Source organism: Pseudactinotalea sp. HY158 (genome assembly GCF_009660225.1).
Classification (GTDB): Bacteria; Actinomycetota; Actinomycetes; order Actinomycetales; family Beutenbergiaceae; genus HY158.
This window is the reverse complement of record NZ_CP045920.1, coordinates 3,270,275-3,290,538: the sequence shown is the minus strand read 5'-3', so window position 1 is coordinate 3,290,538 and position 20,264 is coordinate 3,270,275. Positions and strand designations below refer to the sequence as shown.

Here is a 20,264-nt window from a genome sequence, read left to right as displayed (position 1 = left end):
GACGCGTGGCCGCCCACGTCAAATAGTCCAGCCGGCGCGACTCGGCTCTTCGTGGTTCGTGGTGAAAGTGGCCCGCGCGTCGTAGGCGTGTGAGGGCTCGTGGTCCTGCTGTGATGGGTGTTGCGAGACATCCACAAGAGCAGAGGACCACGAGCTATGGACGAGTTTACTGGCTCGCAGCGTGATGCTGCGAGCACGATCTTCAATCTGTCTGACTACCGTGTCATCGACGCGATCGATCTTCCCGGCGGAGGCCGTCGGGTCGTGATCGAGTCACTCGCCCCGCCTGGCTGCCCGGCGTGTGGTGTGATCGCGGTGAAGATCCATTCCCGGCGCCGGCAGCGTCTGCGTGATCTGCCGATCGCGGGTGCGGTCGAGGTGTGGTGGGCCAAGCGGCGCTGGTTCTGCCGGGAAGAGCTGTGCGGGCGTGGCACGTTCGCCGAGTCCACCATCCAGGTCCCCAGGTTCGCCCGGTCCACTACGCGGCTGAAGAATCAGGTCGTGGCCGCGGTGGTCGACTCCGGTCGAGCCGCCAGCGAGGTTGCCCGCGCTCACGGGGTCTCATGGTGGCTGGTCCAATCGGCGCTGGCTGCCGCGGCGCTCGTCCTACCCGCCGCCGACGACTGGGTCGTGACGCGCTTGGGCATCGATGAGCACCGGTACCGGTCCGTGCGGTTCTTCCGTGATGAGCACGGGGCCTGGCGCCGGTTCGAGCCGTGGATGACGACCCTGGTCGACCTGGCCACAGGACAGGTCCTGGGCATCGTCGATGGCCGCGACAGCACGGGCGTGGGCGCGTGGCTCAGCGCCCGCCCACAGTCATGGCGGGACCGTATCGAGGTCGTCGCGATCGACCCCTCGGCCGCGTTCCGTAAGGCCCTGCGCGAGCACCTGCCCCACGCCGCGGTCTCGGTCGACAAGTTCCACCTCGTCAAACTCGCAGGCGACATGCTCACCAAGGTCCGCCAGCGCCTCGCCCGAGACCAGCACGGCCGCCGCGGGCGCAAGAGCGACGCGTCCTGGGCACACCGGATGCTGCTGCTGCGGGGCGCCGATACGCTGTCCCCGCGTGGCTGGGCCAGACTGGAGAAGGTCTTCACCGACGATGACCCCACGGATGAGCTCTCCGCCGCGTGGGGCGTCAAGGAGCAGCTCCGCCGCCTCCTCGGCGCTGATACCCTCGCCCAGGCGTGGCAAGAGCGGATGAGACTGGGTCACTACGTCCAGACCGCGAACATGGCCGAGACCGACCGCCTCTACGAGACCATCGTGACCTGGTGGGAGGCCATCGAAGTCCTCATCGTCACCGGCGCCACGACCGCGAAGGTCGAAGCCGCGAACACCACGATCAAGAACATCAAACGCACCGGCCGCGGATTCAGGAACTCCGCCAACTACAAGGCCCGTATACTCCTGGCCAGCGCCGCTCGAGCAGCAGCGCGAACACCAATCACAGCAGGCCTTTCACCACGAACCGCGTAGAGCCCGCGACTCCCGCTGCGAGGGCGCCCGCCCGTGAGCGCGCACGAACTCCTCATGCGCGTCCTGCCGAGCCGCCACGATCGCCAACCGCCGCTGGGAGAACACCTCGCGCAACTGCGCCGGGACACCGGCGATCTCCACCTCCCCCAGCTCACGCTTCCGCGCCGTCGGTATCGTCCATTCCACCGGCAGTATCTGCGCGAGCCGGTCCGCGAACAGCGCCGAATGCGTCCGCGAGAGCGCCTCCACCGCCCGATACAACGCCCGTGAATCGAGCGTCCGCCACTTCCCATCGACCCCCTGGACCCGGTTCGCGACCACGACATGGGTATGCAGATGCGGATCCCCCGCGCGGGAATCGAAATGATCGAACGCGGCCGCGACCAGCCCGCGGGTCTCCAACTGGGCCACCCCTGCCCGGCCCGCCCGGGTCATCAACACCTCACGCTCCAAGAATGCGAGCGTCTCGGTGATCGCCTCGTGATGAGCCCGCACGATCAACGCCTGCACGCCGGCATCGGCGATCGCCCACAACGCCGAGGCTGACTTCGGAATCTGGAACGTCAGATCGAAACCGGCCCGCGACCGAGACAACCCCGACTCATCCGGCGCCGAGAATGTCCGCGACAACACCTCCCCGGTGACCGGGTCATGCCCCATTCCGAAAAGCCGGCCCATCTGCTCCTCACTCACCCGATCACCCACACGCAAACCCGGGCCGGCACCATTTGCCGATCCCAGGCCGGCCAGACCCGAACCGAGCCAACGACCCGGCGGCGTACCCGCCTGGTCGTAATAGCGCGTCAACACATCCGCCGCGAGCCGGTCCCCATCCCCCGCAGCAACCGAACGTGTCAAATACTCATACCCCGTGCCCGCGCGGATCGGCGTCCGCGGCGTCGTAATACTCACGCCCGCCCGCCCGAACCCGAGCGACCATCCCGGGCCGCGTTTCGGCATCGATCAGAACAAAACCGTGCCGTCGACCGGCGCCCCATGAACTCGGCTCCGCATGCCGGGCATTTCAGTTCGGGGAACGCGGGTCGCAGCCGGCGGCGCCGTGCCCGACTCCGGCACCGATCCGAGCAGTACATCGCCGTCGACCGCCGGCCCTGAAACACCCGGCCGCAGACCGGACAATCGCGAACCAGGCCGTCCTGGCGTTGGACCAGTTGCTGCGCATCCCGCGTGATACTCCACCGTCGGTACAGCGCCGCCGGCCCGCGAACGAACCGGCCATCACCCAGCGCCGCGGCCGCGGCCCGCAGCCCCCGGCGCGCCTCGCTCTCGAAACCCTCATCCACCATGCCCGCAACGACCGCCCCAGCCGGCCACTCCCGCCAACCCGACCGCCAACCGGCCTTCAGTGCCAGATGTGCATGCCCTATTCGTATGCTGAGCACGGTTCGGTGCGGCGTGTTCGAGGCGATGCAACTCGTGTTGGTTGTTGGGCGTGCTGCCATGGACGCGTCAGTTGCATTGCTGGCTCTTCCTCGGCAGGTGTGAGCGCCGTTGAGTGATTTTCGTATAGCGCGTCTGCGCCGTGTTACTTCTCGCTGATGACCGACTGCGCAAAGATTTGCACCGCGATCGCAGCCTTCACCGAATATTCCAGGATCTGACTCGACATCGGCGTGCCGCCACGATTTCGCTGCGTTGTAGCGGTGAGCATCCACGTAATGCTCGGCTCCATCGAAGCACTTCTACTGTCAACGTGGTGTGCTGCAACTGTGTTTCGAATCAGCCCTAGACCCTTCATGAAATCGCTGTCTTGCCGAATGGGTCGGAGATCGTCGCGGAATTGCCGGGCGGCCAACTTGTAAAGTTCAGGGTCCGCCTTGGATGCGCTACCGGGCTGCGTCATCTCCCGAATTGCTGTACTAATCGCTTTCGGTGCCAATTCTAGCACTTCGTGCAAATGGAGCGCCAAATATTTCTCCCAGACGTATCTGTCATCCTGGGATTCCAGGAGGCGATGCACGAGCACCTTCGTCTCGTAATCAATGAGTGCAAAGTAAAAGATCAGTTCCACTCCGGGCCGATGGGACTTCCAGTCCGGTAGCTTCTTGGCGCTGACAATGAAGTGCGCCGTGTCTTCGACTGTCGTACGGGCTTGCGCCATTCCATGGGCGAAGCTGCGTGCGTTCCAGTCCTCTGAGTGGTGCGCCGTAGGGGCCATGCCATTAGCGTACGCGAGATCTGCGATACTCCCTGCATGAGGGTCCGCCGAGCAACACGAGCTCTGCTGGCCCTCTACTACGAGAGCGTGTAGTTGCCTCTTGGTCGGCCGACAATCCCGTCCTGTGGTTGGGGCGCAGAAGTAGTCGGTGGCTCGCAATTGCAGGCGGGCTCCCGAGCAGACGCGGATTGACGTTCACGATAAGGGTGGAAGTCGCCTGAGTGTCGCGGCGCTCGTGTCGTCTGCAACGGCGGAGTAGCCCTCGGTTGTCTGGATCGACGAGTGGCGCATGATCTTCTGGACAACACGTGTGGGCACGTCCTTACGGATCAGTTCCGTAGCAGTCCAGTGGCGTAGCTGATGTGCTGTGACTGGTGCTCCGACGCGGCGAAAGGCTTCAGAAAGGACCTTACTGACGGAGGCAGGGAGGACGTGCTTGGACGGGTCAATGGGGGAGGGGAACCACCAGCCCCGGCGGGGGAAGTAGCTCGCGTTGCGACGGGTATGTTCCGCGACGGTCGGGTGTAGGTCGTTCGTGATGTCGGTGTCGCCCTTGCCGATGATTCGGATCCTCATGGCGGCGAGATCGACATCCTCGCCGCGAAGACGGGCGATCTCGATGCAGCGCATACCTTGGAGAGCTGCGAGGAGCACCTTCATCTTCGTTTGAACCTCGAGATTCCCGGCTCGAAGGACTGCGTCGAGGTGGTCCGTGAGTGCCGGCCGAGGTTGCATGCGGGGGAGTCGAGGTGTTCCGAGGTTAATCGTCGGGTCGTCCGTCCGGAAGTGCCGCTGCTGGAGCCACTGGAACCACATCCGTATGACGACGTGGTAGTGAACTGAGTCGTCGCCGCCTTGGTGCGAGAGCACTCCGCCAGGAACGCTCGTAGTTCGTCCTCGGTGAGGTGGACTGCGGGCCCGAGGGTCGCGTCGAGGTAGCGTACGAATCGCACGCGCTCCTTGATGGTGCGCGGCGACAGGCGACGGGCAGTCATCTCTAGCTCCCAGTGGCCAAGCAGCTCAATCGTCTCGAGTACCAACTCGACGTGAGTCATGATCCCGCCTTCGTTGCTTGTCAGTGCTCCTTGAGCATCCGAGCGTCACATCTGCGGCGCTGGCGTGCTACTGAGGGGCTGTTCCCTGTGGATACAGGCGCGTGTCCACAGGGCGAATGGCCTCTACCGTAACGTACATATCTGGACAGCAGTGCACAATGCTTGCCTACCAGGATCTGACGGACTATGGTGTTGGGTCATGGACGCAAACCAAGTCGGAGACGACGGCAACCAGGCGCGGTTCCACCACATAGTTGCGGCGAACGTGCGTGCCGAGATGGCGCGGGCGGGCATGACTGGCAACGACCTGGCCGAGGCGCTGGGGATCTCGCGGTCGAACGTGTCGATGAAGCGGGCCGGTCAGACGCCGTTCACGCTGAACGACCTGGCGATCATCGCGGGCCGGCTCGGTCTCACGCCGGGCGCCCTGGTCGACGGCGCCGTCGTTCGGGTCGACTTCAACCACCCGGTCACCCCCGGACACATCGAAGCCCCCGCGGCTCGGGGCCAAGGCGGGGGCATCGGAGTGGCTCCGACCGGCGTCGATCCGGTGACCTTTCGATTTTCAGTCGAACGCTCTACCAACTGAGCTACAGAGCCGTGAAACGAAAGCCCGGCCACGAGTGACCGGGCGATGGTTCCGCGACCCCGACCGGACTTGAACCGGCGGCCTCCGCCGTGACAGGGCGGCGCTCTAACCAACTGAGCTACGGGGCCTTGCTGGCCTTGCGGCCGAACTTGCTAGGAAGATCCTATAGGCAAATCTTCGTGTCTCGGACCAACGTGCACCCCCAACGGGATTCGAACCCGTGCTACCGCCGTGAAAGGGCGGCGTCCTAGGCCGCTAGACGATGGGGGCCTGTTGGCAAGACGACGAGCAGCATACGGGCTCGGCCGACCGGACGCAAAACCGGCGGCCGCTCGACCGGCCCGGCCGGGCGTCGTCCAGGCGCGATCTGGCGCGGATTTTGGCGCACACGCCCCCGCGGGGGAGGATCGGTGCATGCCCGCGAACCTCACGCCGTCCGACTCGCCCGATCCCGCCGCCGGCTGGGGGGTGCCCGACGGCGTCGCTCCGCACCCGGGCGGTTCGCCCGCCGAACGGCCGGGTGAGGGTGGGGAGGATCACACGGACCGTCGCCTCGCCACGGACCTGACGGCGGATGAGTTCGACGAGCTCGTGTCCGAGGGGCTCGACCTCATTCCGACGCGGCTGACCGACCAGATCGACAACGCCGTGATCCTCGTGGAGGACGAGCCGACCGAGGAGCAGGGGGACGAGAATCTCCTCGGCCTGTACGAGGGCACGCCGCTGACCGAGCGGGACTCCTGGTGGGCCGCCGGATCCCTGCCGGACCGCATCACGATCTTCCGCGGTCCGATCATCCGCTACTGCGACTACGCCGACGAGGTCGCGGAGGAGGTCGCGATCACCGTCGCCCACGAGATCGCCCATCACTTCGGCATCGACGACGACCGGCTCGAGGAACTCGGCTGGGGCTGAGCGCCCCGGATCAGGGCTGGGCCGGGTCCTGGCCGTAGTCGTTCGGTTCGATGTCCGCGGGCAGCGGCCGATCGGCGGCGATCGCGTCCCACACCTCGGCGGCCGCGGCGGTGAGTTGGACCCGGTTCGGGTCGGGGGCGTAGTCGACCACCGGGGCGGTGATCGACGTGATGTCGGCGGAGCTCACGTGCTCCATGCTCCGCGCCAGTCCCACGAGCGCCGGAATCGACCCGAGGTTCGGGCTCAGGGTGAGGGCCTCGAGCGTCTCGGCGGCGACCTGGTAGAGCCGGCGCCCGTCGGTGAGCAGGTTCCGCGAACGTAGATCCTCGAACACGGTCGTGAGCAGGTACTGCTGCCGTTCGATGCGCCCGAGGTCGGAGCCGTCGCCGAGGCCGATGCCCTTGCGCGCCCGGGCGAACGCGAGCGCCTGGGTGCCGTCGAGATGCTGGGGCCCCGCCTCGAGATCGAGGTTCGCCTCGCGCGAGGACATGTCGTTCGGGATCGTGATGTCCACCCCGCCGAGGGCGTCGACCACGTCGACGAAGCCGGCCATCTCCACGAGCACGAACCCGTCGAGCTCGAGCCCGGTGATCGATTGCACGGTCGTGATGTCGCAGGCCACGGCGCTCGTCATGTCGCCGCCGGCCTGGTAGGCGAAGGCGAATGCGCTGTTGAACTGGCCGAAGCGCCCGGGCACGACCTGCCCGCTCGAGGTCGTGCAGTCCGGGATCTGCAGCATCGTGTCGCGCGGGATGGAGACCATGTCCACCCGGTCGCGGTCCTGCGACAGGTGCACGACGATGTTCGTGTCGGCGAGGACCGAGTCCACGCTGTGGTCGCCGATCGCCTCCCCGTTCGCACCGCCGCGCCCGTCGGAGCCGATGAGCAGGAGCGTGAGGGACCCGGTCGGCACCGGGCTCGCCGTCGGGCTCGGGGCCGCCGGATCGGGGGTGCGGGTGGGCACGAGGGCACTCGTGTCGAGGGTGTTGATGCGCCCGGAGATGTCGTTGTAGACCGTGGCCGAGGCCGTCGTGACCGCGAGTGCCACCGCGAGGGCGCACAGCAGCGCGGTGCGTCGCGTCCGCCTGCCGGTGCGCAGTCCGTGCCGAGCGGTCATGCCGCCTCACCCCCGAGTCGTCGGTACCTGGAACTCACGATACTCAGCCGGAGTGGAGGAGGCCCACAGCATTGATGGAGAGATCGTGACGGTCCGGATCCGTATCGAATTGCGTAGGGACGGCGCCCGGCCGCCCCGGGTGGATCGCGCCACCTCCGTAGCGGTCGGGGCGCGCTACGGGGCGGCGGTGCGGCGTCCGTGCTCAGCCGGCCTGGCGCGCCTCCCAGGCGGAGGCGACCATCTCGGTGATCGTGTGCCGCATCCGCCAGTCGAGATCGCGGGCGGCGGCCGCGCCGGAGGCCACGATGCGGGCCGGGTCGCCCGGGCGGCGGGCCTCGATCCGGGGCGTGAAGTCGATCCCGGTCGCGGCGGCCATCGCGGTCATGATCTCCCGCACGGAGACCCCGTCCCCCGAGCCGAGGTTGTAGACCGGCGCGAGCTCGCGGCCGGCGGCGAGCGCCTGGGCGGCCACCACGTGGGAGTGGGCGAGGTCGGCCACGTGCACGTAGTCGCGCACGCAGGTGCCGTCGGGCGTGGGGTAGTCGTCGCCGTTGATGTGGGGGACCTTGCCGGCCACGAGGGCGTCGAGCACGAGCGGGAAGAGGTTGTGCGGGGAGGTGTCGCGCAGGTCCGGGGTGCCGGAGCCGACCACGTTGAAATAGCGCAGGCTCGTGTGCCGCAGCGGGCGGTCCGGGTCCGCGGCGGCCCGGTCGGCGATGAGCCACTCCCCGATGAGCTTGGACTCCCCGTAGGGCGACTCCGGGCGGGTCGGGGTCTGCTCGGTCACGAGGTCGACGTCGGGCGTGCCGTAGGTGGCCGCGGAGGAGGAGAACACGAGGTTCGCCACCCCGGCGCGATCCATCGCCTCGAGCAGGCTCACCGTTCCGGTGACGTTCTGGGTGTAGGTGTGCAGCGGGCGCCGCACGCTCTCGCCGGCGTACTTGAAGCCGGCCAGGTGCACGACGCCGGCGACGTCGGCCGAGCGCATCGCCTCGGTGAGCGCATCGGTGTCGAGCAGGGAGGCCTCCACGAACTCGACGTCCGCGGGCACGAACTCGCGATGGCCGGAGGAGAGGTCGTCCACCACGACGGGCGTGATGCCCGCCGCCGCCAGGGCGCGCACGATGTGCGACCCGATGTAGCCGGCGCCGCCGGTGACCAGCCAACTCTGCGATTCGCTCATGGCCTCACCCTAGCGCGCCTGAGTAAAGATGTAGAAGTTCGATCAATGCTGTTCAGTTGTGGGCGTCGAATTCCGGCAGGTCGTAGCCGTCGAGATCATGTACTGGCCCGCGCACGAGGGAGATTGTCGCCCAGTTCTCGCTCAGGAGGAACCCGTCGGAATCGTCCGCGAACTGGCTCGAGAGCGCCACGATCGCGTCCCCGCCGAGCAGCATTCGCACCTGGTCGGCCGCGTGGTGCGGCTCGGCCGCGTACCGCCCGAGGACGGCGCGGCGCAGCCCCCGGACCTCGCTCACCGGAACGTCCGGGATGTTCACGTTGAGCACCCGGCCGTCCCGCGGGAGCTCAGGCATGGTGGGCAGCACCCGGGCGAGCACCGACTCGGCGGTCTCCCAGTGCGTGGGGTCGAGGGTCGACATCGAGGCCGCCAGCGCCGGGATGCTCATTGCCGCGGCCGTGAGGGCCGCCCCGACCGTGCCGGAGTGCACGACGGCCGGCCCCACGTTCGGGCCGAGGTTGATCCCCGACAGGAGCAGTTCGGGCACGAAGCCGAAGGCGCCCATCGCCGCGCCGTAGGCGATCATCGCCGGGCTCGCGTGCACGGCGACGGAACGGACCGCATCGTCGAGCCCGTCCGGACGCCCCTCGCGGATCCGGAAGCCGCCGTCCTCGGGCTCCCCCTGGAGCGAGGCCGCCGCCCCCGAGTACTCCTTGTTCGGGGCGGCCACGAGCACCTCGTGGCCGGCGGCGAGTGCCGCGTGTGCCAGCGGCACGAGCCCGGGTGAGTCGATTCCGTCGTCGTTGGTGATGAGAACGCGCATGCGCACCATTCTCACTCACGGGTGGCAAGGGTTTGCCCATCCGGGAGGTGGCCGCGGGTCCCCGCTGCGGAATGCTGGAGAACGAGGCGCCCGGGGGAGAGAATGGGAGGCATGTACGACGTCACGAAGACCGATGAGCAGTGGCGGGCCGAGCTCTCGCCCGCCGAGTACGAGGTGCTGCGGCAGGCCGGCACGGAACGCCCCGGCACGGGTGAGCTGCTGCACGAGGACCGCGAGGGGATCTACTCCTGTCGGGCGTGCGGCGCCGAGCTCTTCCGCAGCCACGCCAAGTTCGAGGCGCACTGCGGCTGGCCGAGCTTCTACGAGCCGGGCGCGCGCGACGCCGTCGAACTGCGTGAGGACCGCTCCCTCGGGATGGTCCGCACCGAGGTGCTGTGCGCCGCGTGCGGTTCCCACCTCGGGCACGTCTTCGAGGACGCCCCCCAGACCCCCACGGGCGACCGCTTCTGCATGAACTCGGTCTCCCTGAGCTTCGCTCCCGCGCCCTGAGCCCGCCGCTCGCCCGCGTGCCGGCGCCGGCGCTGTTCATCACGGCCGGCCTCTCCCAGTACGCGGGCGCCGCCGTCGCGGTCGGCCTCTTCGCCGCGATGCCCCCGCACACGGTGGCCTGGCTGCGCGCGCTCGCCGGCGCGGTCGTGCTGCTCGCGCTCGTGCGCCCCTGGCGCGCGCCGTGGAACCGGGCGACGCTGACGGAGACGGGCCTGTTCGGCCTCGCGCTCGTGGGCATGAACATGCTCTTCTACGTCGCGATCGGGCACCTGCCGCTCGGGGTCGTCGTGGCCCTCGAGTTCGCCGGCCCGGTCGTCGTGGCCGCCCGCGGTCATCGCAGCGCCCGGGGCCGCGCCGCCGTGGCCCTCGCGGCGGCCGGGGTCGTGGCGATCAGCGTCATCGGACTCGACTGGGGTGGCGCGAGCGGGCCCGCCGGGGGAGGGCCGCCGGCGCGGGACCTGGTGCTCGGGCTCGTCGCCACCGCGGGCGCGAGCGCCTGCTGGGCCGCCTATATGGTGCTCGCCGGGCGGATCGCCGCCGCCCGCGACGGGCAGTCCTCCCTCGCCGTGGGGACGACGATCGCCGCCCTCGCGTACGCGCCGCTCGCCCTCCCGTGGGCCGGGCCCGCCGCGGACCCCGCGCTGCTGCCGGCGATCCTGGGCATGGCGCTGCTCTCGACCGTCGTGCCCTACATGCTCGATCAGGTGAGCATCCGCCGCCTCGGAACCGCGGCCTTCGCCCTGCTCAACGCGCTGCTGCCGGCCACCGCGACCGTGGTCGGCCTCGTCGCGCTCCGGCAGCGCCCGGGGCTGTGGGACCTGCTCGGGCTCGCCGCGATCACCGTCGCCGTGGCCCTGACCGGCCGGGGTGCCCAGCCGGCGGCGGCGCCGCCCGAGCCCGCCTGAGCGTGGGGACGATCGTCGGTGCCCCGCACCGGGTAGTTTCCCCGCCGGGGCTCTTCGCCACGCTCGCCGGATGCGCGGGGAACATCGTTGGTGCCCGGCCCCGGGGAGTTTCCCGCCTGGTCGGTGTCGCCTCTTCACCGGGTGTGCGGGGTAGATCGTTGGTGCCTCGCACCGGGGAGTTTCCCCGCCGGGCTCGCAGGTACCGTCGTCACGGATCGGTGGGGTAGAAAAGTGGTGCCCGGCACCGGGGAGTTTCCCCGCCGGGCCGCAGAACCGGCGCCACGCCCCGACCGCAGCCCGCCCCGCCCGCAACCGATAGGGAGAGCCGATGAACGCCGTCCACACGCTCGACATTCCGGAGCCGACCGCAGCGGACGGTGGCCTGCGATACGGCAGCCTCACCTGGCATCCGGCGCGCGAGCACACCGACCTGCTCGCCCCGCCGGTCGCGGCGGCGCTTGCGGGATTCGCCGGCGCCGACCGAATCCACGTCGCGCCGATCGACCCCGAGCTGGCCGACACCGCGGAGATGACGAAGGCGTACGAGCTGCCGGAGGCGGCGTCGGTCAACTGCGTCATCGTCGCGGGCAGACGAGCCGGTGAGGAGCGCGTGGCGGCCTGCCTCGTGCGCGCGACGACCCGCGCAGACGTCAACGGGGCGGTGCGCCGGCTGCTCGACGTGCGCAAGGCCTCGTTCTGGCCGACCGGGCGGGCGACCGAGAGCACGGGCATGGAATACGGCGGGATCACGCCGATCGGGCTTCCCGGCCAGTGGCGTCTGCTCGTCGACGAGGCCGTGCTCGCCGGGCCGGCGATCATCGGCAGCGGACTCCGCCGCTCCAAGGTGCTCCTGCCCGGTGCCGACCTCGCGAAGCTGCCGGGTGCCGAGGTGATCAGCGGGCTCGCCCTGCCGCCCGGCTGACGCAACCGTGGCGCGGGAGCGGGGCGCATGCTGGAAGACTGGGGGCATGGAGGTCATCATCCCGAGCGACGCGGATCGGATCGCTACGATCGCCGCGGACGCCATCTGCACCCTGCTCGACCGCAAGCCGGACGCCGTTCTCGGCCTGGCCACCGGATCCTCGCCGCTCGCGATCTACACCGAACTCGCGCGCCGTCACGCGGCCGGGGAGGTGAGTTTCGCCCGCGCCCGTGCCTTCACCCTCGACGAGTACGTGGGCCTGCCGCCGGAGCACCCGCAGCGCTACGCCAACGTGATCCGCGACGAATTCGTGGACAAGGTCGACTTCGACCCGGCGAACGTGCACGGCCCGGACGGGCTGGCAGACGACCTCGCCGCGGCGGCCATCGCCTACGACCGGGCGATCGCCGCGGCCGGCGGGGTCGACCTGCAGATCCTCGGGGTCGGCACCGACGGGCATATCGCGTTCAACGAACCCAGCTCCTCGCTCGGCTCACGCACCCGGGTCAAGACCCTGACCCGGCAGACCCGGATCGACAACGCCCGCTTCTTCGACGACGACATCGACCAGGTGCCGCAGCTGTGCCTGACCCAGGGCCTCGGCACGATCATGGAGGCGCGGCACGCGATCCTCGTGGCCACCGGGGCGGGCAAGGCCGAGGCGGTGCGTCAGCTCGTGGAGGGCCCGGTCTCGGCGCTGTGGCCGGCGACCATCCTCCAGCACCACCCGCACGTGACCGTGTTCCTCGACGACGCGTCGGCGGGCACCCTCACGCTGGCCGAGTACTTCCGCCAGACCTACGACGCCAAGCCGGCGTGGCAGGGCATCTGAGGCGCCGACTCCCACGCGACCCCGCGACCGGTATGACCGGGCCGGACGCGGGGGCGCATGCGCCCCGGTGGCACCCACGACGTCACCGCATACTTTTGGTATGACCATGACGACGATCAAGGTCTCGGTGCAGACCAGGGACCGGCTCAAGGCGCAGGCGGCGGCTTCGAAACGTTCGCTCGGCTCGTATCTGGAGGAGTTGGCCGAGGTCGCAGAACGGCGCGCCCGGTTCGAGCGCCTGCGAGCGGCCATGGCCGCGACGCCCCAGGAGCTGCGGGACAGTTACGACGACGAACGTCGTGTCTGGGATCGGCTCGAATGGGAGGGCATGGAGTGACCCGGTCGTGGATCGGGGCTGGCCGAATCACGTCCTGCTCGACGGGCCGACCGGACTCGGCCGCCGGAGCTGGGCGATGACCGAGCAGATGCGCACGCTCAGCCGGGACCGGATCGTGGGCATGAGCGGGGTCGCCTCGACCACCTGCCTGACACGAGTACGGGGTTGGCTGGCCGACTTCCTCGAGCTGCCCGCCCCGTGACCGCTCGACCGATCCTCAGGCGAGTGCGTCGGCGATCGGGGTCGGCCCGTTGTTGAACGCGATCGTGGTGCGGATCGTGCCGGGGTGCTCGAGCGCGGCGGCGGCGACGGCGGCGACGTCGTCGCGGCTCACGGCCCCGGCCTCGATCCCGTCGCCGGTCTCGATCGCGCCGGTGCCCGGCTGGTCGGTGAGCCGGGAGGGGCCGAGGATGGTCCAGTCCAGCGAGCTGGCGCGCAGGTGCGCGTCCGCGGCGGCCTTCGACTCGGCATAGTGGAAGAACGGCTGGTCGGCGGGCACGCCGTGATCGGTGCGGGAGCCGAAGTAGGACACCATGAGGTAGCGGCCCACGCCGGCCGCCTGGGCCGCGTCGATCGAGCGGATCGCCGCATCCCGGTCCACCGCGTAGGTGCGCTGCGGGTTGCCGCCGCCGGCTCCGGCGCACCAGATGACCACGTCCTGGCCCTGCAGGAGGGTGGTGAAGCTGTTCGTGCCCACGGGCTCGACGTTGAGGATCAGGGGCGTCGCGCCGGCGGCACGCACCTCGTTCTCCTGCGCGGCGCTGCGGATCCAGGAGCGGATCTCGTGCCCGCGCGCCGACAGCAGCCGGGAGAGTCGGAGTGCGATCTTGCCGTGTCCACCGATGATCGTGATCGTCGCCATGGCCCGATGGTACGCCGGGCCCGGCGCCGGTCCGACCTCAGCCGCCATCAACCGATATCAGCGGGCATCAGTCGATGTCAGCATGTGTCGGCCGGAACGCGGGGGCGGGGCCGTCGCCGCGTTCCGGCTATCGACGACGACGCGCGTCGAACCCCGGGGTGGGCTCCGACGCGCGCCGGCGATGCGGGTGGTGTGCTCAGCCGCCGAAGCGCTGGGCGTTGCGCTGTTCGGCGTTCTGGTAGTCGGCGTTGCCCTGGGAGACGGCGCGGCCGATGTCGCTCAGGAGGAGCTTCATGTCGGTGATCGCGGAGGACCACTGGGCCTTGGCCTGCTGGTAGGACTCGGCGGCCGCACCGGTCCAGTCCGCGCGTAGGGGCTGGAGGGCGGAGTCCATCTCGGACAGGCGGGTCTCGATCCCGCCGGCGCCGGTCTGGATGTCGGCGGCGGCGGCTTCGATGGCCCCGAAGTTGGCTTTGAACATGTGTCTGGGTTCCTTTCCGGCCTCAGCCGAGCCGGCTGGAGAGGCTGTTCATCGCCGAGGACTGCGTGTCGTCGGTGGAGGTGTAGGTCGTCTGCGAGCTGGTCAGGTTCTGTTCGAAGGTGTCCAGCGCGGAGGTGATCTTGCGGGCGTCGGTGCGCCAGCGTTCCATGAGCATGGTGAAGGCGGAGGCGCCCTGGCCCTGCCACTGCGCGCCGATGCTGGCGAGCTTGCCCTCGAGCTGGTTGAGCTCTGTGTTCAGTGATGCCTTCGCGTCGGCGACCACCTGCGCGCCCCGCTGTAGGGCGCCGTCTGCTGCGGAAACCTCGGTTGCCACAGTCACCTCCCGTGTTCGGGCCCCTCATTCGGGCCGGTGTCCTCCCAGCCGTCGGCCGCGAGCGCCGCTGTGTGGCGACGCGGACCAACCTAGGAAGCCGGACCGGCCGTGTCCATGGGCAGGTCTCCCCCGCCCCGGGGCGGGGGAGACCTGCCCATTTCCGGCCCGATGCCCGGCGCGCCACCGTCACGAGCCGCGACCACCCGTTCGAGCCGCTGGGAGTCGGGCAAGGAGCCGTTTGCGCGCCGCCTGCTCAAGACCACGGCCGCCGACTGGGGCCCGAACGCCGAGGCCGCGATCCGCGGCCAGGTCACACCGGTCTCCCGCATCTGCATCGAGGAGTTCCTCGACTCCTCCATCGACTGGGAGCAGTTCTCCTTCGCCACCCCGGAGGTGCTCGAGAAGAGTGCGCACCGACAAGCCCTCGGGCGTCGTGAACGACCCGAACGACTGGGCCCGCGAGGTCGGCAACCCGCGCTACATCCTCGACCTGATTCAGTGCGTGACCACCATGTCGGTGGAGACCGTGCGCCTCGTCCACGCCCTCCCGCCGCTGCGGATCGTCGGCCGATGACGTTCCTGCCGCGCGACCGGATCTTCGTCGACGAGTCGAAGGCCCGCGGGTACTACCTGGTGGCAGCGCCATCGGCGGTCGGCTCCCTCCACGACTCCGAGAGGTTCTGCGCGGTCTCCTCGAGCCGGGGCCCGGGCGACTGGGAGGTCGCCATGCTCACCCACGGCGGCGGATTCGTCCGCATCCCGTCCTCGCTGGGGTAGGCACGAGCGCAATCCACGGATACTCTGGTGACGGAACCAGTACTTTGTAGGGACGAATCACGGACATGGAAGGTGGTCGGCGCGATGGCAACCCGGATGGCCGCCAGTGACCAGGGACCGAGGAGTGCGGCCGCACAGGAGTCGGCGGTCGAGCTCCATTCGGTGATTGAATTCCTGAACGAGCACCTCGGGTCGAGGCTCCTTGCGCTCGCCCTCGATGTGGATCACCGAACGATCGGGCGGTGGTTGACGGACCGTGACAGGACCCCACAATTCGATACCGAGCTGAAGGTGCGGGCTACGTACCAGGTCTTCCAGGCCCTGCAGCCCGTCGACGCGCCGGCGACCATCAGAGCATGGTTCATGGGGATGAATCCGCAGTTGGAGGACCGATCCCCGGCGGAAGCCATCCGCGACGGTGACGCCCGCGCCGTCATGGCGGCCGCAAGAGCGTTCATCAACGCCGGGTGACCGGGAATGCCGGGGCAACCTCGTCAGGTGAAGCCGCCTCCTCACCTGTACCGGGTGGCGCGTTCGGACTCCCCGTTGCGGTTCTCGCGTATCCACCCGGCCGACGTCACCCTTCCCGGCGCGGGAAACCGGTTCGACGTACCGGGCGGGGGCGTGCTCTATGGAGCCACGAGCTTCTTCGGGTGTTTCGCGGAGACGCTTGCGCGATTTCGCCCCAGCGCCGCCGCTCGGGCCGCAGTACAGGCAGAAGACCCTCACTTCATGATCTGCGGTGGTGTGCCGGCGGAATGGCGTGCGCGCAGGCTCAGGATCACGCTGCAGACCGTCGACGCACTTCCATTCCTCGATGTGGAGGATGGCACCGCTCACGAGTTTCTGACGACGGCGCTCGCCCGCGAGATGGACGCGTTGTCGGTACCAGTCATCGACGTCGCCACTATTCGCGGCCCCAACCGGCTCATCACTGTGCAGCGGCGGCGTGGGCATACATGGCCACCGACGGCGACGGCAACCTCGCATACGGCGGGCTTCGCTATATGAGCCGCCTGGGTGACTACGAGTGCTGGGCGATCTTCGAGGGGACGGGCGTGCGTGAAGTAGCCAGGGACACGATCGCCCGCGATGACGCCGCTCTGGACGCTGTCGCGACACTCTGGGGGCTCAACATCTTCTGAGAGGCAAATCGACGAGTGGCCGAGTTGGGGCGGCATGGTGCCCGGCCCGAGCGCTCGGTCAGTCCGAGGTGCGCCGGGCATACGCCCGCAGGGCGAACGGTGCGAACACGGCGGTGAGCACGCCCGCCCAGATGATCGTCGTGAGCACGGGGTGCTGCAGCGGCAGCGCGGCACCGGGGCCGGCCGCGGGACCGTTCCCCCACAGCACACGCATCGACTGTACGAGGGAGGAGACGGGGTTCCACTCGGCCATGGCGCGCAGCCAACCGGGCATCGGCGCGGTGGGCACGAAGGCGTTGGAGAGGAACGTGATCGGGAAGAGCGTCGAGAACATGAAGCCGTTCACGGCCTCGACCGAGCGCAGCCACGATCCGATGAGGATGCCGAACCAGATCATCCCGAACCCGAATAGGAGCACGAGCGCGAACGCGAGCACGGCCTCGCCGAGCGAGTTCCGGATCCGCCACCCGATCGCCAGGCCGGTCAGCGCCATCACGACGATGCCGATGGAGGAGTGCAGCAGGCTCGCGATGCTCCGGCCGATGAGCACGGAGGAGCGCCTGATCGGCAGGGAGCGGAACCGGTCGACGATCCCCTTCTCCACATCGGCGGTGATCCCGGTCGCGACGATGAACGCGGTGAACACGATCGTCTGGCCCATGATCCCCGGGAGCAGGAACTCCTTGTAGGAGGGCCCGCCGGTGTTCGTGATCGACGCTCCGAAGACGTAGGCGAAGAGCACCACGAACATGATCGGTTGGATCGTCACGTCCGAGAGCATCTCCGGCATGCGGCGGGTGTGGATGAGGTTGCGGCGGACCATGATCCAGGACTGCTGCCACAGGTTCGTGCGCCGCTGCCGAGCCGGTGCGACGTGTGATCGGGTGGCGGTGGAGGCGGTCATCGGGATTCCTCGGGGGAGTCGTCGGCGAAATGTCCGGTGAGGGAGAGGAACACGTCGTCGAGGCTCGGACGCGACAGGCCGATGTCGTCCACGGCGATCCGGCTGTTGCGCAGCCAATCCACGACGCGGGTGAGATCCTCGAGGCCGCCGGCGGGCATCGTCAGCCTGCGGGCGGCCCGATCCACGAACACCTCCGAGCCGGTCTTGCCGAGCAGGGCCTCGGCGGATCCGAGGTCGTCGGGGTCGGTCACCGTGATCACGAGGCTCGCCGCGCCGGCCTGGTTCTTGAGCTGCAGCGGGGTTCCCTGGGCGATGACCCGTCCCTTGTCGATGACGACGATGTCGTCGGCGAGGTGGTCGGCCTCCTCCAGGTACTGGGTCGTAAGCAGGAGGGTGGTGCCCTGGGCCACGAGGTCGCGGATCACCGCCCACATCTCGGCCCGGCTGCGCGGGTCGAGCCCGGTGGTGGGCTCGTCGAGGAACAGCACCGGCGGGGTGGCCAGCAGCGAGACGGCCAGGTCGAGCCGGCGGCGCATCCCGCCGGAATACGTCTTGACCTGCCGGTCGGCGGCATCGGCGAGCGAGAAGTGCTCGAGCAGCTCGTCGCCGCGCCGGGCGAGCTCCCTGCGGCCGATTCCGTGGAGTCCGCCGATCATGCGGATGTTCTCGCGGCCGGTGAGGATCTCGTCGACGCTGGCCGCCTGCCCGGTCAGGCCCATGCTGCGGCGCACCATGTCCGGCTCGGAGGCCACGTCGTAGCCGGCGACCCGGGCGCGACCGCTGGTCGGGGCCGACAGCGTCGTCATCATCCGCACGATCGTGGTCTTGCCGGCGCCGTTCGGGCCGAGCAGCCCGAGCACGGTTCCCCGGGGAACCTCGAAGCCGACGTCGTCGACGGCGGTGAAGTCGCCGAACCTCTTGACCAGCCCCTCCGCCTCGATCGCGGGGAGGCGGGTGCGATCGCGTACCTCCTGCCTACCCAGTTGCCTGATGGCCATGGCTCTCCACGGTGGTCGGTGGTGTCCGGCATCCGAGCGGCCGGGGCTCGGGTGCCGGTGCCGTGTACGACGACGGCGACGAATCAGTCAAGCACCGCCTCCCGGCGCCGGAAACCTCGAGAATCAGCACACGTCATCGATGCGACTGATGAGCGATCCCGGGGCCGCCCGCGTCGTCCCCGAGCCAGTCGAGCTTCGCGGACAAGGCAGCGGCGGCGCGGCGTATCGCCCGGACCGCCGGCGTGGCGTCGTCCGCGCGCCAGAGCAGCGACCACGGAAACAGCGACGGCGGCTCGAGGGGGCGCCACCGCAGGCCCGGCATCAACAGGTCGCACGAGGCGGGCACGATCGCGCCGCACTCGCGCTCCCCCACGAGGTAGGCCGCCGCGCGGATGCTCTGGGCGGTGCCGGGAAAGCGGACGGGCCGAAGCCCGGCGGCGGCGCACATCGAGGTGACGAACTCGTTGAACTCGGGCGCCTCGGCGTCCTCGGCGAGCACGAGCTCGAGGCCGTCCAGGTCGGCGACGCTCACGGCCGCGGCCCGGGCGAGTGGATGGGTCTGCGCCACCAGCACGCCCATCGGGTCGAGCCGGAACACCTCGGAGGCGATTCCGCGGGGCGCGTCGGCGGCGTTGCCGACCCCCACGTCGATGGATCCCTCCGCGAGCATCCGGTACTGCGCCGGCACCGTCGCCTCGGTCCGGTGGACCACGAGACCGGGCCGGTTGTACTGCGCGTGACGCAGGATCTGCGGCATCGAATCGAGGCTCGCATCCCCGATCGCCACCCGCACGACCTCGGCGTCCGCGCTCGCGGACCTCGTCGCGGCGACGGCGCGGTCGACCGCGCGAAGAACGCTCCGCGCCTGGCTCAGGAACACCGCGCCGGACGGCGTGAGCCGCACGTGATGGGTCGTGCGCTCGACCAGCACGACCCCGAGCAGGCGCTCCAGCCGCTGGATCTGCTGGCTCAGGGCGGACTGCACGATGTGCTCGCGCGCGGCGGCGCGGGCGAAGTGGAGTTCCTCGGCCAGCGTCACGAAATAGCGCAGCTGGCGCAGTTCGATCCCACGATCCCCGCCGCGAGTGCTCATCCGAACATCTTCGTCGCGGCCCGGTGCCGTGGCAATGAGCCCGGGCCCGGGCGAGTTCGCTCTCGACCCTGAGCACGAGCTGCCCGTCACGCGGCGAGCGGACCCGTCCAGCGAACATCGGACCGTTCCCGGCGCCGGGGCATGCGCCCTGTGAGCCGATTGTGAGCGCCGGCCGGTACCGTTCGATGCCACGGCACCGTCGGCGCACCTACAGCGCCGCCCCGATCACCGGATCGGGCTGCCCGCAACCGCGCGAGCGGGGTGCGGGGGCGAATGCCGATGACACGGGAGGTCACGATGGGGCGAGGGCGCGTCGCGGGGTTCGTATGCGCGATGGTCGTGCTGGGAGGATGCTCGGGGGCCGACGCGCCCGAGGAACCGACCGCTGACACGGTGGACACGGCAGCGGCAGGGGATGCGGCCGGGCAGACCGAGCCGCCCGAGTCGGGCGAGGGCCCGCTCCGGGCCGGGCTGGCGGACCTCGGGTGGGAGTGCGAGGACCAGTCCTTCGACGCGGAGCTGCTGTCGGACGCCTTCTTCTGCTCGATGGACGAGGAGTTCTTCCTCGGCGCGGGGAACTTCCTCGAGGCGGGGGCCATGCAGGACTACCTCGACGAGGTCGTGATCGCGCTGCACTGCGAATCCTTCCCCGAGGACGAGGTCATCCACTGGGGGATCAAGGACTCGTGGCTCTTCGACGGCCACGACGGCACGGTCCCGGTGATCGCCGAGTCCCTCGACCAGCTGGGCGTGGAGCAGTTCAGCACACCGTGCTGAGGCCGCCGATCGCCCGGCCCCGCTCGAACGGCGAAGGCCCGCCGAGG

Annotated in this window: 26 protein-coding genes, 3 tRNA genes and 2 pseudogenes; 16 read left to right on the top strand and 15 right to left on the bottom strand. The window is 69.5% G+C overall.

Features of this window, described 5'->3' with window-relative positions; translation table 11 throughout:
- Positions 1–156: 156 nt before the first annotated feature.
- Positions 157–1,482 (top strand): ISL3 family transposase, encoded by a 1,326-nt coding sequence (locus GCE65_RS14560; protein WP_153876953.1) that lies wholly within the window; start codon positions 157–159, stop codon positions 1,480–1,482.
- Here GCE65_RS14560 and mobF read toward each other — a convergent pair.
- The 3 genes from mobF to GCE65_RS14545 form a co-directional block, all read right to left on the bottom strand.
- A complete protein-coding gene (gene mobF, locus GCE65_RS14555; protein WP_153878871.1) occupies positions 1,465–2,442 on the bottom strand; it encodes a MobF family relaxase in 978 nt (325 codons plus the stop codon). The genes GCE65_RS14560 and mobF overlap by 18 nt on opposite strands.
- 586 nt (positions 2,443–3,028) lie before the next feature.
- Positions 3,029–3,661 (bottom strand): hypothetical protein, encoded by a 633-nt coding sequence (locus GCE65_RS14550; protein WP_153878870.1) that lies wholly within the window; start codon positions 3,659–3,661, stop codon positions 3,029–3,031.
- 195 nt (positions 3,662–3,856) lie between these two features.
- Entirely contained in the window at positions 3,857–4,396 is a 540-nt protein-coding gene (locus GCE65_RS14545; protein ID WP_228760209.1) for a site-specific integrase, read from the bottom strand.
- 519 nt (positions 4,397–4,915) lie between these two features.
- Between GCE65_RS14545 and GCE65_RS17155 the strand changes: the two are divergent.
- A pseudogene (locus GCE65_RS17155) lies at positions 4,916–5,140 on the top strand (helix-turn-helix domain-containing protein); the annotation flags it as partial.
- Between the two features lie 103 nt (positions 5,141–5,243).
- Here the strand turns inward: GCE65_RS17155 and GCE65_RS14535 are convergent.
- The 3 genes from GCE65_RS14535 to GCE65_RS14525 form a co-directional block, all read right to left on the bottom strand.
- Positions 5,244–5,316, bottom strand: a tRNA-Phe gene (locus GCE65_RS14535).
- A gap of 43 nt (positions 5,317–5,359) precedes the next feature.
- Positions 5,360–5,433: transfer RNA gene (locus tag GCE65_RS14530), tRNA-Asp, on the bottom strand.
- A 69-nt stretch (positions 5,434–5,502) separates the two neighbouring features.
- Positions 5,503–5,575: transfer RNA gene (locus GCE65_RS14525), tRNA-Glu, on the bottom strand.
- 144 nt (positions 5,576–5,719) lie between these two features.
- Here GCE65_RS14525 and GCE65_RS14520 point away from each other — a divergent pair.
- The gene (locus tag GCE65_RS14520; RefSeq protein ID WP_153878868.1) at positions 5,720–6,220 is read left to right on the top strand and encodes a metallopeptidase family protein; all 501 of its coding nucleotides are present in this window, start codon (positions 5,720–5,722) and stop codon (positions 6,218–6,220) included.
- 10 nt (positions 6,221–6,230) lie between these two features.
- On the opposite strand, the gene GCE65_RS14515 is transcribed toward GCE65_RS14520, so the two are convergent.
- The 3 genes from GCE65_RS14515 to surE all read right to left on the bottom strand — a co-directional run bounded on the left by GCE65_RS14515 (position 6,231) and on the right by surE (position 9,340).
- Entirely contained in the window at positions 6,231–7,337 is a 1,107-nt protein-coding gene (locus tag GCE65_RS14515) for an LCP family protein (RefSeq protein WP_153878867.1), read from the bottom strand.
- Between the two features lie 202 nt (positions 7,338–7,539).
- On the bottom strand, positions 7,540–8,520 hold the full coding sequence (gene galE / locus GCE65_RS14510; RefSeq protein WP_153878866.1) for a UDP-glucose 4-epimerase GalE: 981 nt from the start codon (positions 8,518–8,520) through the stop codon (positions 7,540–7,542).
- Positions 8,521–8,572: 52 nt separating this feature from the next.
- Positions 8,573–9,340, bottom strand: coding sequence for a 5'/3'-nucleotidase SurE (gene surE, locus GCE65_RS14505; RefSeq protein WP_194928723.1), 768 nt, complete (start codon positions 9,338–9,340; stop codon positions 8,573–8,575).
- Between the two features lie 102 nt (positions 9,341–9,442).
- Here surE and msrB point away from each other — a divergent pair, with 102 nt between their 5' ends.
- From msrB to GCE65_RS14475, 6 genes are all read left to right on the top strand, one after another.
- Complete coding sequence (msrB, locus tag GCE65_RS14500) at positions 9,443–9,850, top strand: peptide-methionine (R)-S-oxide reductase MsrB (RefSeq protein ID WP_370460141.1); 408 nt, start codon at positions 9,443–9,445, stop codon at positions 9,848–9,850.
- 17 nt (positions 9,851–9,867) lie between these two features.
- Positions 9,868–10,755, top strand: coding sequence for a DMT family transporter (locus GCE65_RS14495; RefSeq protein ID WP_228759983.1), 888 nt, complete (start codon positions 9,868–9,870; stop codon positions 10,753–10,755).
- 328 nt (positions 10,756–11,083) lie between these two features.
- A complete protein-coding gene (locus tag GCE65_RS14490) occupies positions 11,084–11,677 on the top strand; it encodes a YbaK/EbsC family protein (RefSeq protein ID WP_153878863.1) in 594 nt (197 codons plus the stop codon).
- 46 nt (positions 11,678–11,723) lie between these two features.
- Positions 11,724–12,509, top strand: coding sequence for a glucosamine-6-phosphate deaminase (gene nagB, locus GCE65_RS14485; protein ID WP_153878862.1), 786 nt, complete (start codon positions 11,724–11,726; stop codon positions 12,507–12,509).
- Between the two features lie 100 nt (positions 12,510–12,609).
- Positions 12,610–12,846, top strand: coding sequence for an antitoxin (locus GCE65_RS14480; protein ID WP_153878861.1), 237 nt, complete (start codon positions 12,610–12,612; stop codon positions 12,844–12,846).
- 7 nt (positions 12,847–12,853) lie between these two features.
- Positions 12,854–13,048, top strand: coding sequence for a type II toxin-antitoxin system PemK/MazF family toxin (locus tag GCE65_RS14475; RefSeq protein ID WP_153878860.1), 195 nt, complete (start codon positions 12,854–12,856; stop codon positions 13,046–13,048).
- A 15-nt stretch (positions 13,049–13,063) separates the two neighbouring features.
- On the opposite strand, the gene GCE65_RS14470 is transcribed toward GCE65_RS14475, so the two are convergent.
- The 3 genes from GCE65_RS14470 to GCE65_RS14460 form a co-directional block, all read right to left on the bottom strand.
- Positions 13,064–13,708, bottom strand: coding sequence for an SDR family oxidoreductase (locus GCE65_RS14470; protein ID WP_153878859.1), 645 nt, complete (start codon positions 13,706–13,708; stop codon positions 13,064–13,066).
- Between the two features lie 196 nt (positions 13,709–13,904).
- Complete coding sequence (locus tag GCE65_RS14465) at positions 13,905–14,189, bottom strand: WXG100 family type VII secretion target (RefSeq protein ID WP_153878793.1); 285 nt, start codon at positions 14,187–14,189, stop codon at positions 13,905–13,907.
- A gap of 22 nt (positions 14,190–14,211) precedes the next feature.
- Positions 14,212–14,523, bottom strand: a complete 312-nt coding sequence (locus GCE65_RS14460) for a WXG100 family type VII secretion target (protein ID WP_153878792.1) — start codon at positions 14,521–14,523, stop codon at positions 14,212–14,214.
- 114 nt (positions 14,524–14,637) lie between these two features.
- Here GCE65_RS14460 and GCE65_RS17150 point away from each other — a divergent pair.
- The 6 genes and pseudogenes from GCE65_RS17150 to GCE65_RS16720 form a co-directional block, all read left to right on the top strand.
- A pseudogene (locus GCE65_RS17150) lies at positions 14,638–14,901 on the top strand (hypothetical protein); the annotation flags it as partial.
- Positions 14,902–14,929: 28 nt separating this feature from the next.
- Positions 14,930–15,097: a hypothetical protein gene (locus GCE65_RS16730; RefSeq protein ID WP_228759982.1), complete on the top strand. Its 168-nt coding sequence runs from the start codon at positions 14,930–14,932 to the stop codon at positions 15,095–15,097.
- A complete protein-coding gene (locus GCE65_RS16725; RefSeq protein WP_228759981.1) occupies positions 15,094–15,300 on the top strand; it encodes a hypothetical protein in 207 nt (68 codons plus the stop codon). The genes GCE65_RS16730 and GCE65_RS16725 overlap by 4 nt, the downstream gene beginning before the upstream one ends.
- Positions 15,301–15,384: 84 nt before the next feature.
- Positions 15,385–15,771 carry a hypothetical protein gene (locus tag GCE65_RS14450; RefSeq protein ID WP_153878857.1) on the top strand — a complete coding sequence of 129 codons (387 nt, stop codon included), beginning with the start codon at positions 15,385–15,387 and terminating at the stop codon, positions 15,769–15,771.
- A 27-nt stretch (positions 15,772–15,798) separates the two neighbouring features.
- Positions 15,799–16,311 carry an RES domain-containing protein gene (locus GCE65_RS14445; RefSeq protein ID WP_228759980.1) on the top strand — a complete coding sequence of 171 codons (513 nt, stop codon included), beginning with the start codon at positions 15,799–15,801 and terminating at the stop codon, positions 16,309–16,311.
- Positions 16,308–16,445, top strand: a complete 138-nt coding sequence (locus GCE65_RS16720) for a hypothetical protein (RefSeq protein WP_228759979.1) — start codon at positions 16,308–16,310, stop codon at positions 16,443–16,445. The genes GCE65_RS14445 and GCE65_RS16720 overlap by 4 nt, the downstream gene beginning before the upstream one ends.
- A gap of 58 nt (positions 16,446–16,503) precedes the next feature.
- On the opposite strand, the gene GCE65_RS14440 is transcribed toward GCE65_RS16720, so the two are convergent.
- The 3 genes from GCE65_RS14440 to GCE65_RS14430 form a co-directional block, all read right to left on the bottom strand.
- Positions 16,504–17,349, bottom strand: coding sequence for an ABC transporter permease (locus tag GCE65_RS14440; RefSeq protein WP_153878856.1), 846 nt, complete (start codon positions 17,347–17,349; stop codon positions 16,504–16,506).
- Positions 17,346–18,347 (bottom strand): ATP-binding cassette domain-containing protein, encoded by a 1,002-nt coding sequence (locus tag GCE65_RS14435; RefSeq protein ID WP_153878855.1) that lies wholly within the window; start codon positions 18,345–18,347, stop codon positions 17,346–17,348. The genes GCE65_RS14440 and GCE65_RS14435 overlap by 4 nt, the downstream gene beginning before the upstream one ends.
- 133 nt (positions 18,348–18,480) lie before the next feature.
- A complete protein-coding gene (locus GCE65_RS14430; RefSeq protein WP_153878854.1) occupies positions 18,481–19,440 on the bottom strand; it encodes a LysR substrate-binding domain-containing protein in 960 nt (319 codons plus the stop codon).
- Between the two features lie 393 nt (positions 19,441–19,833).
- Here GCE65_RS14430 and GCE65_RS14425 point away from each other — a divergent pair, with 393 nt between their 5' ends.
- Positions 19,834–20,217, top strand: coding sequence for a hypothetical protein (locus GCE65_RS14425; RefSeq protein WP_153878853.1), 384 nt, complete (start codon positions 19,834–19,836; stop codon positions 20,215–20,217).
- Positions 20,218–20,264 lie beyond the last annotated feature (47 nt).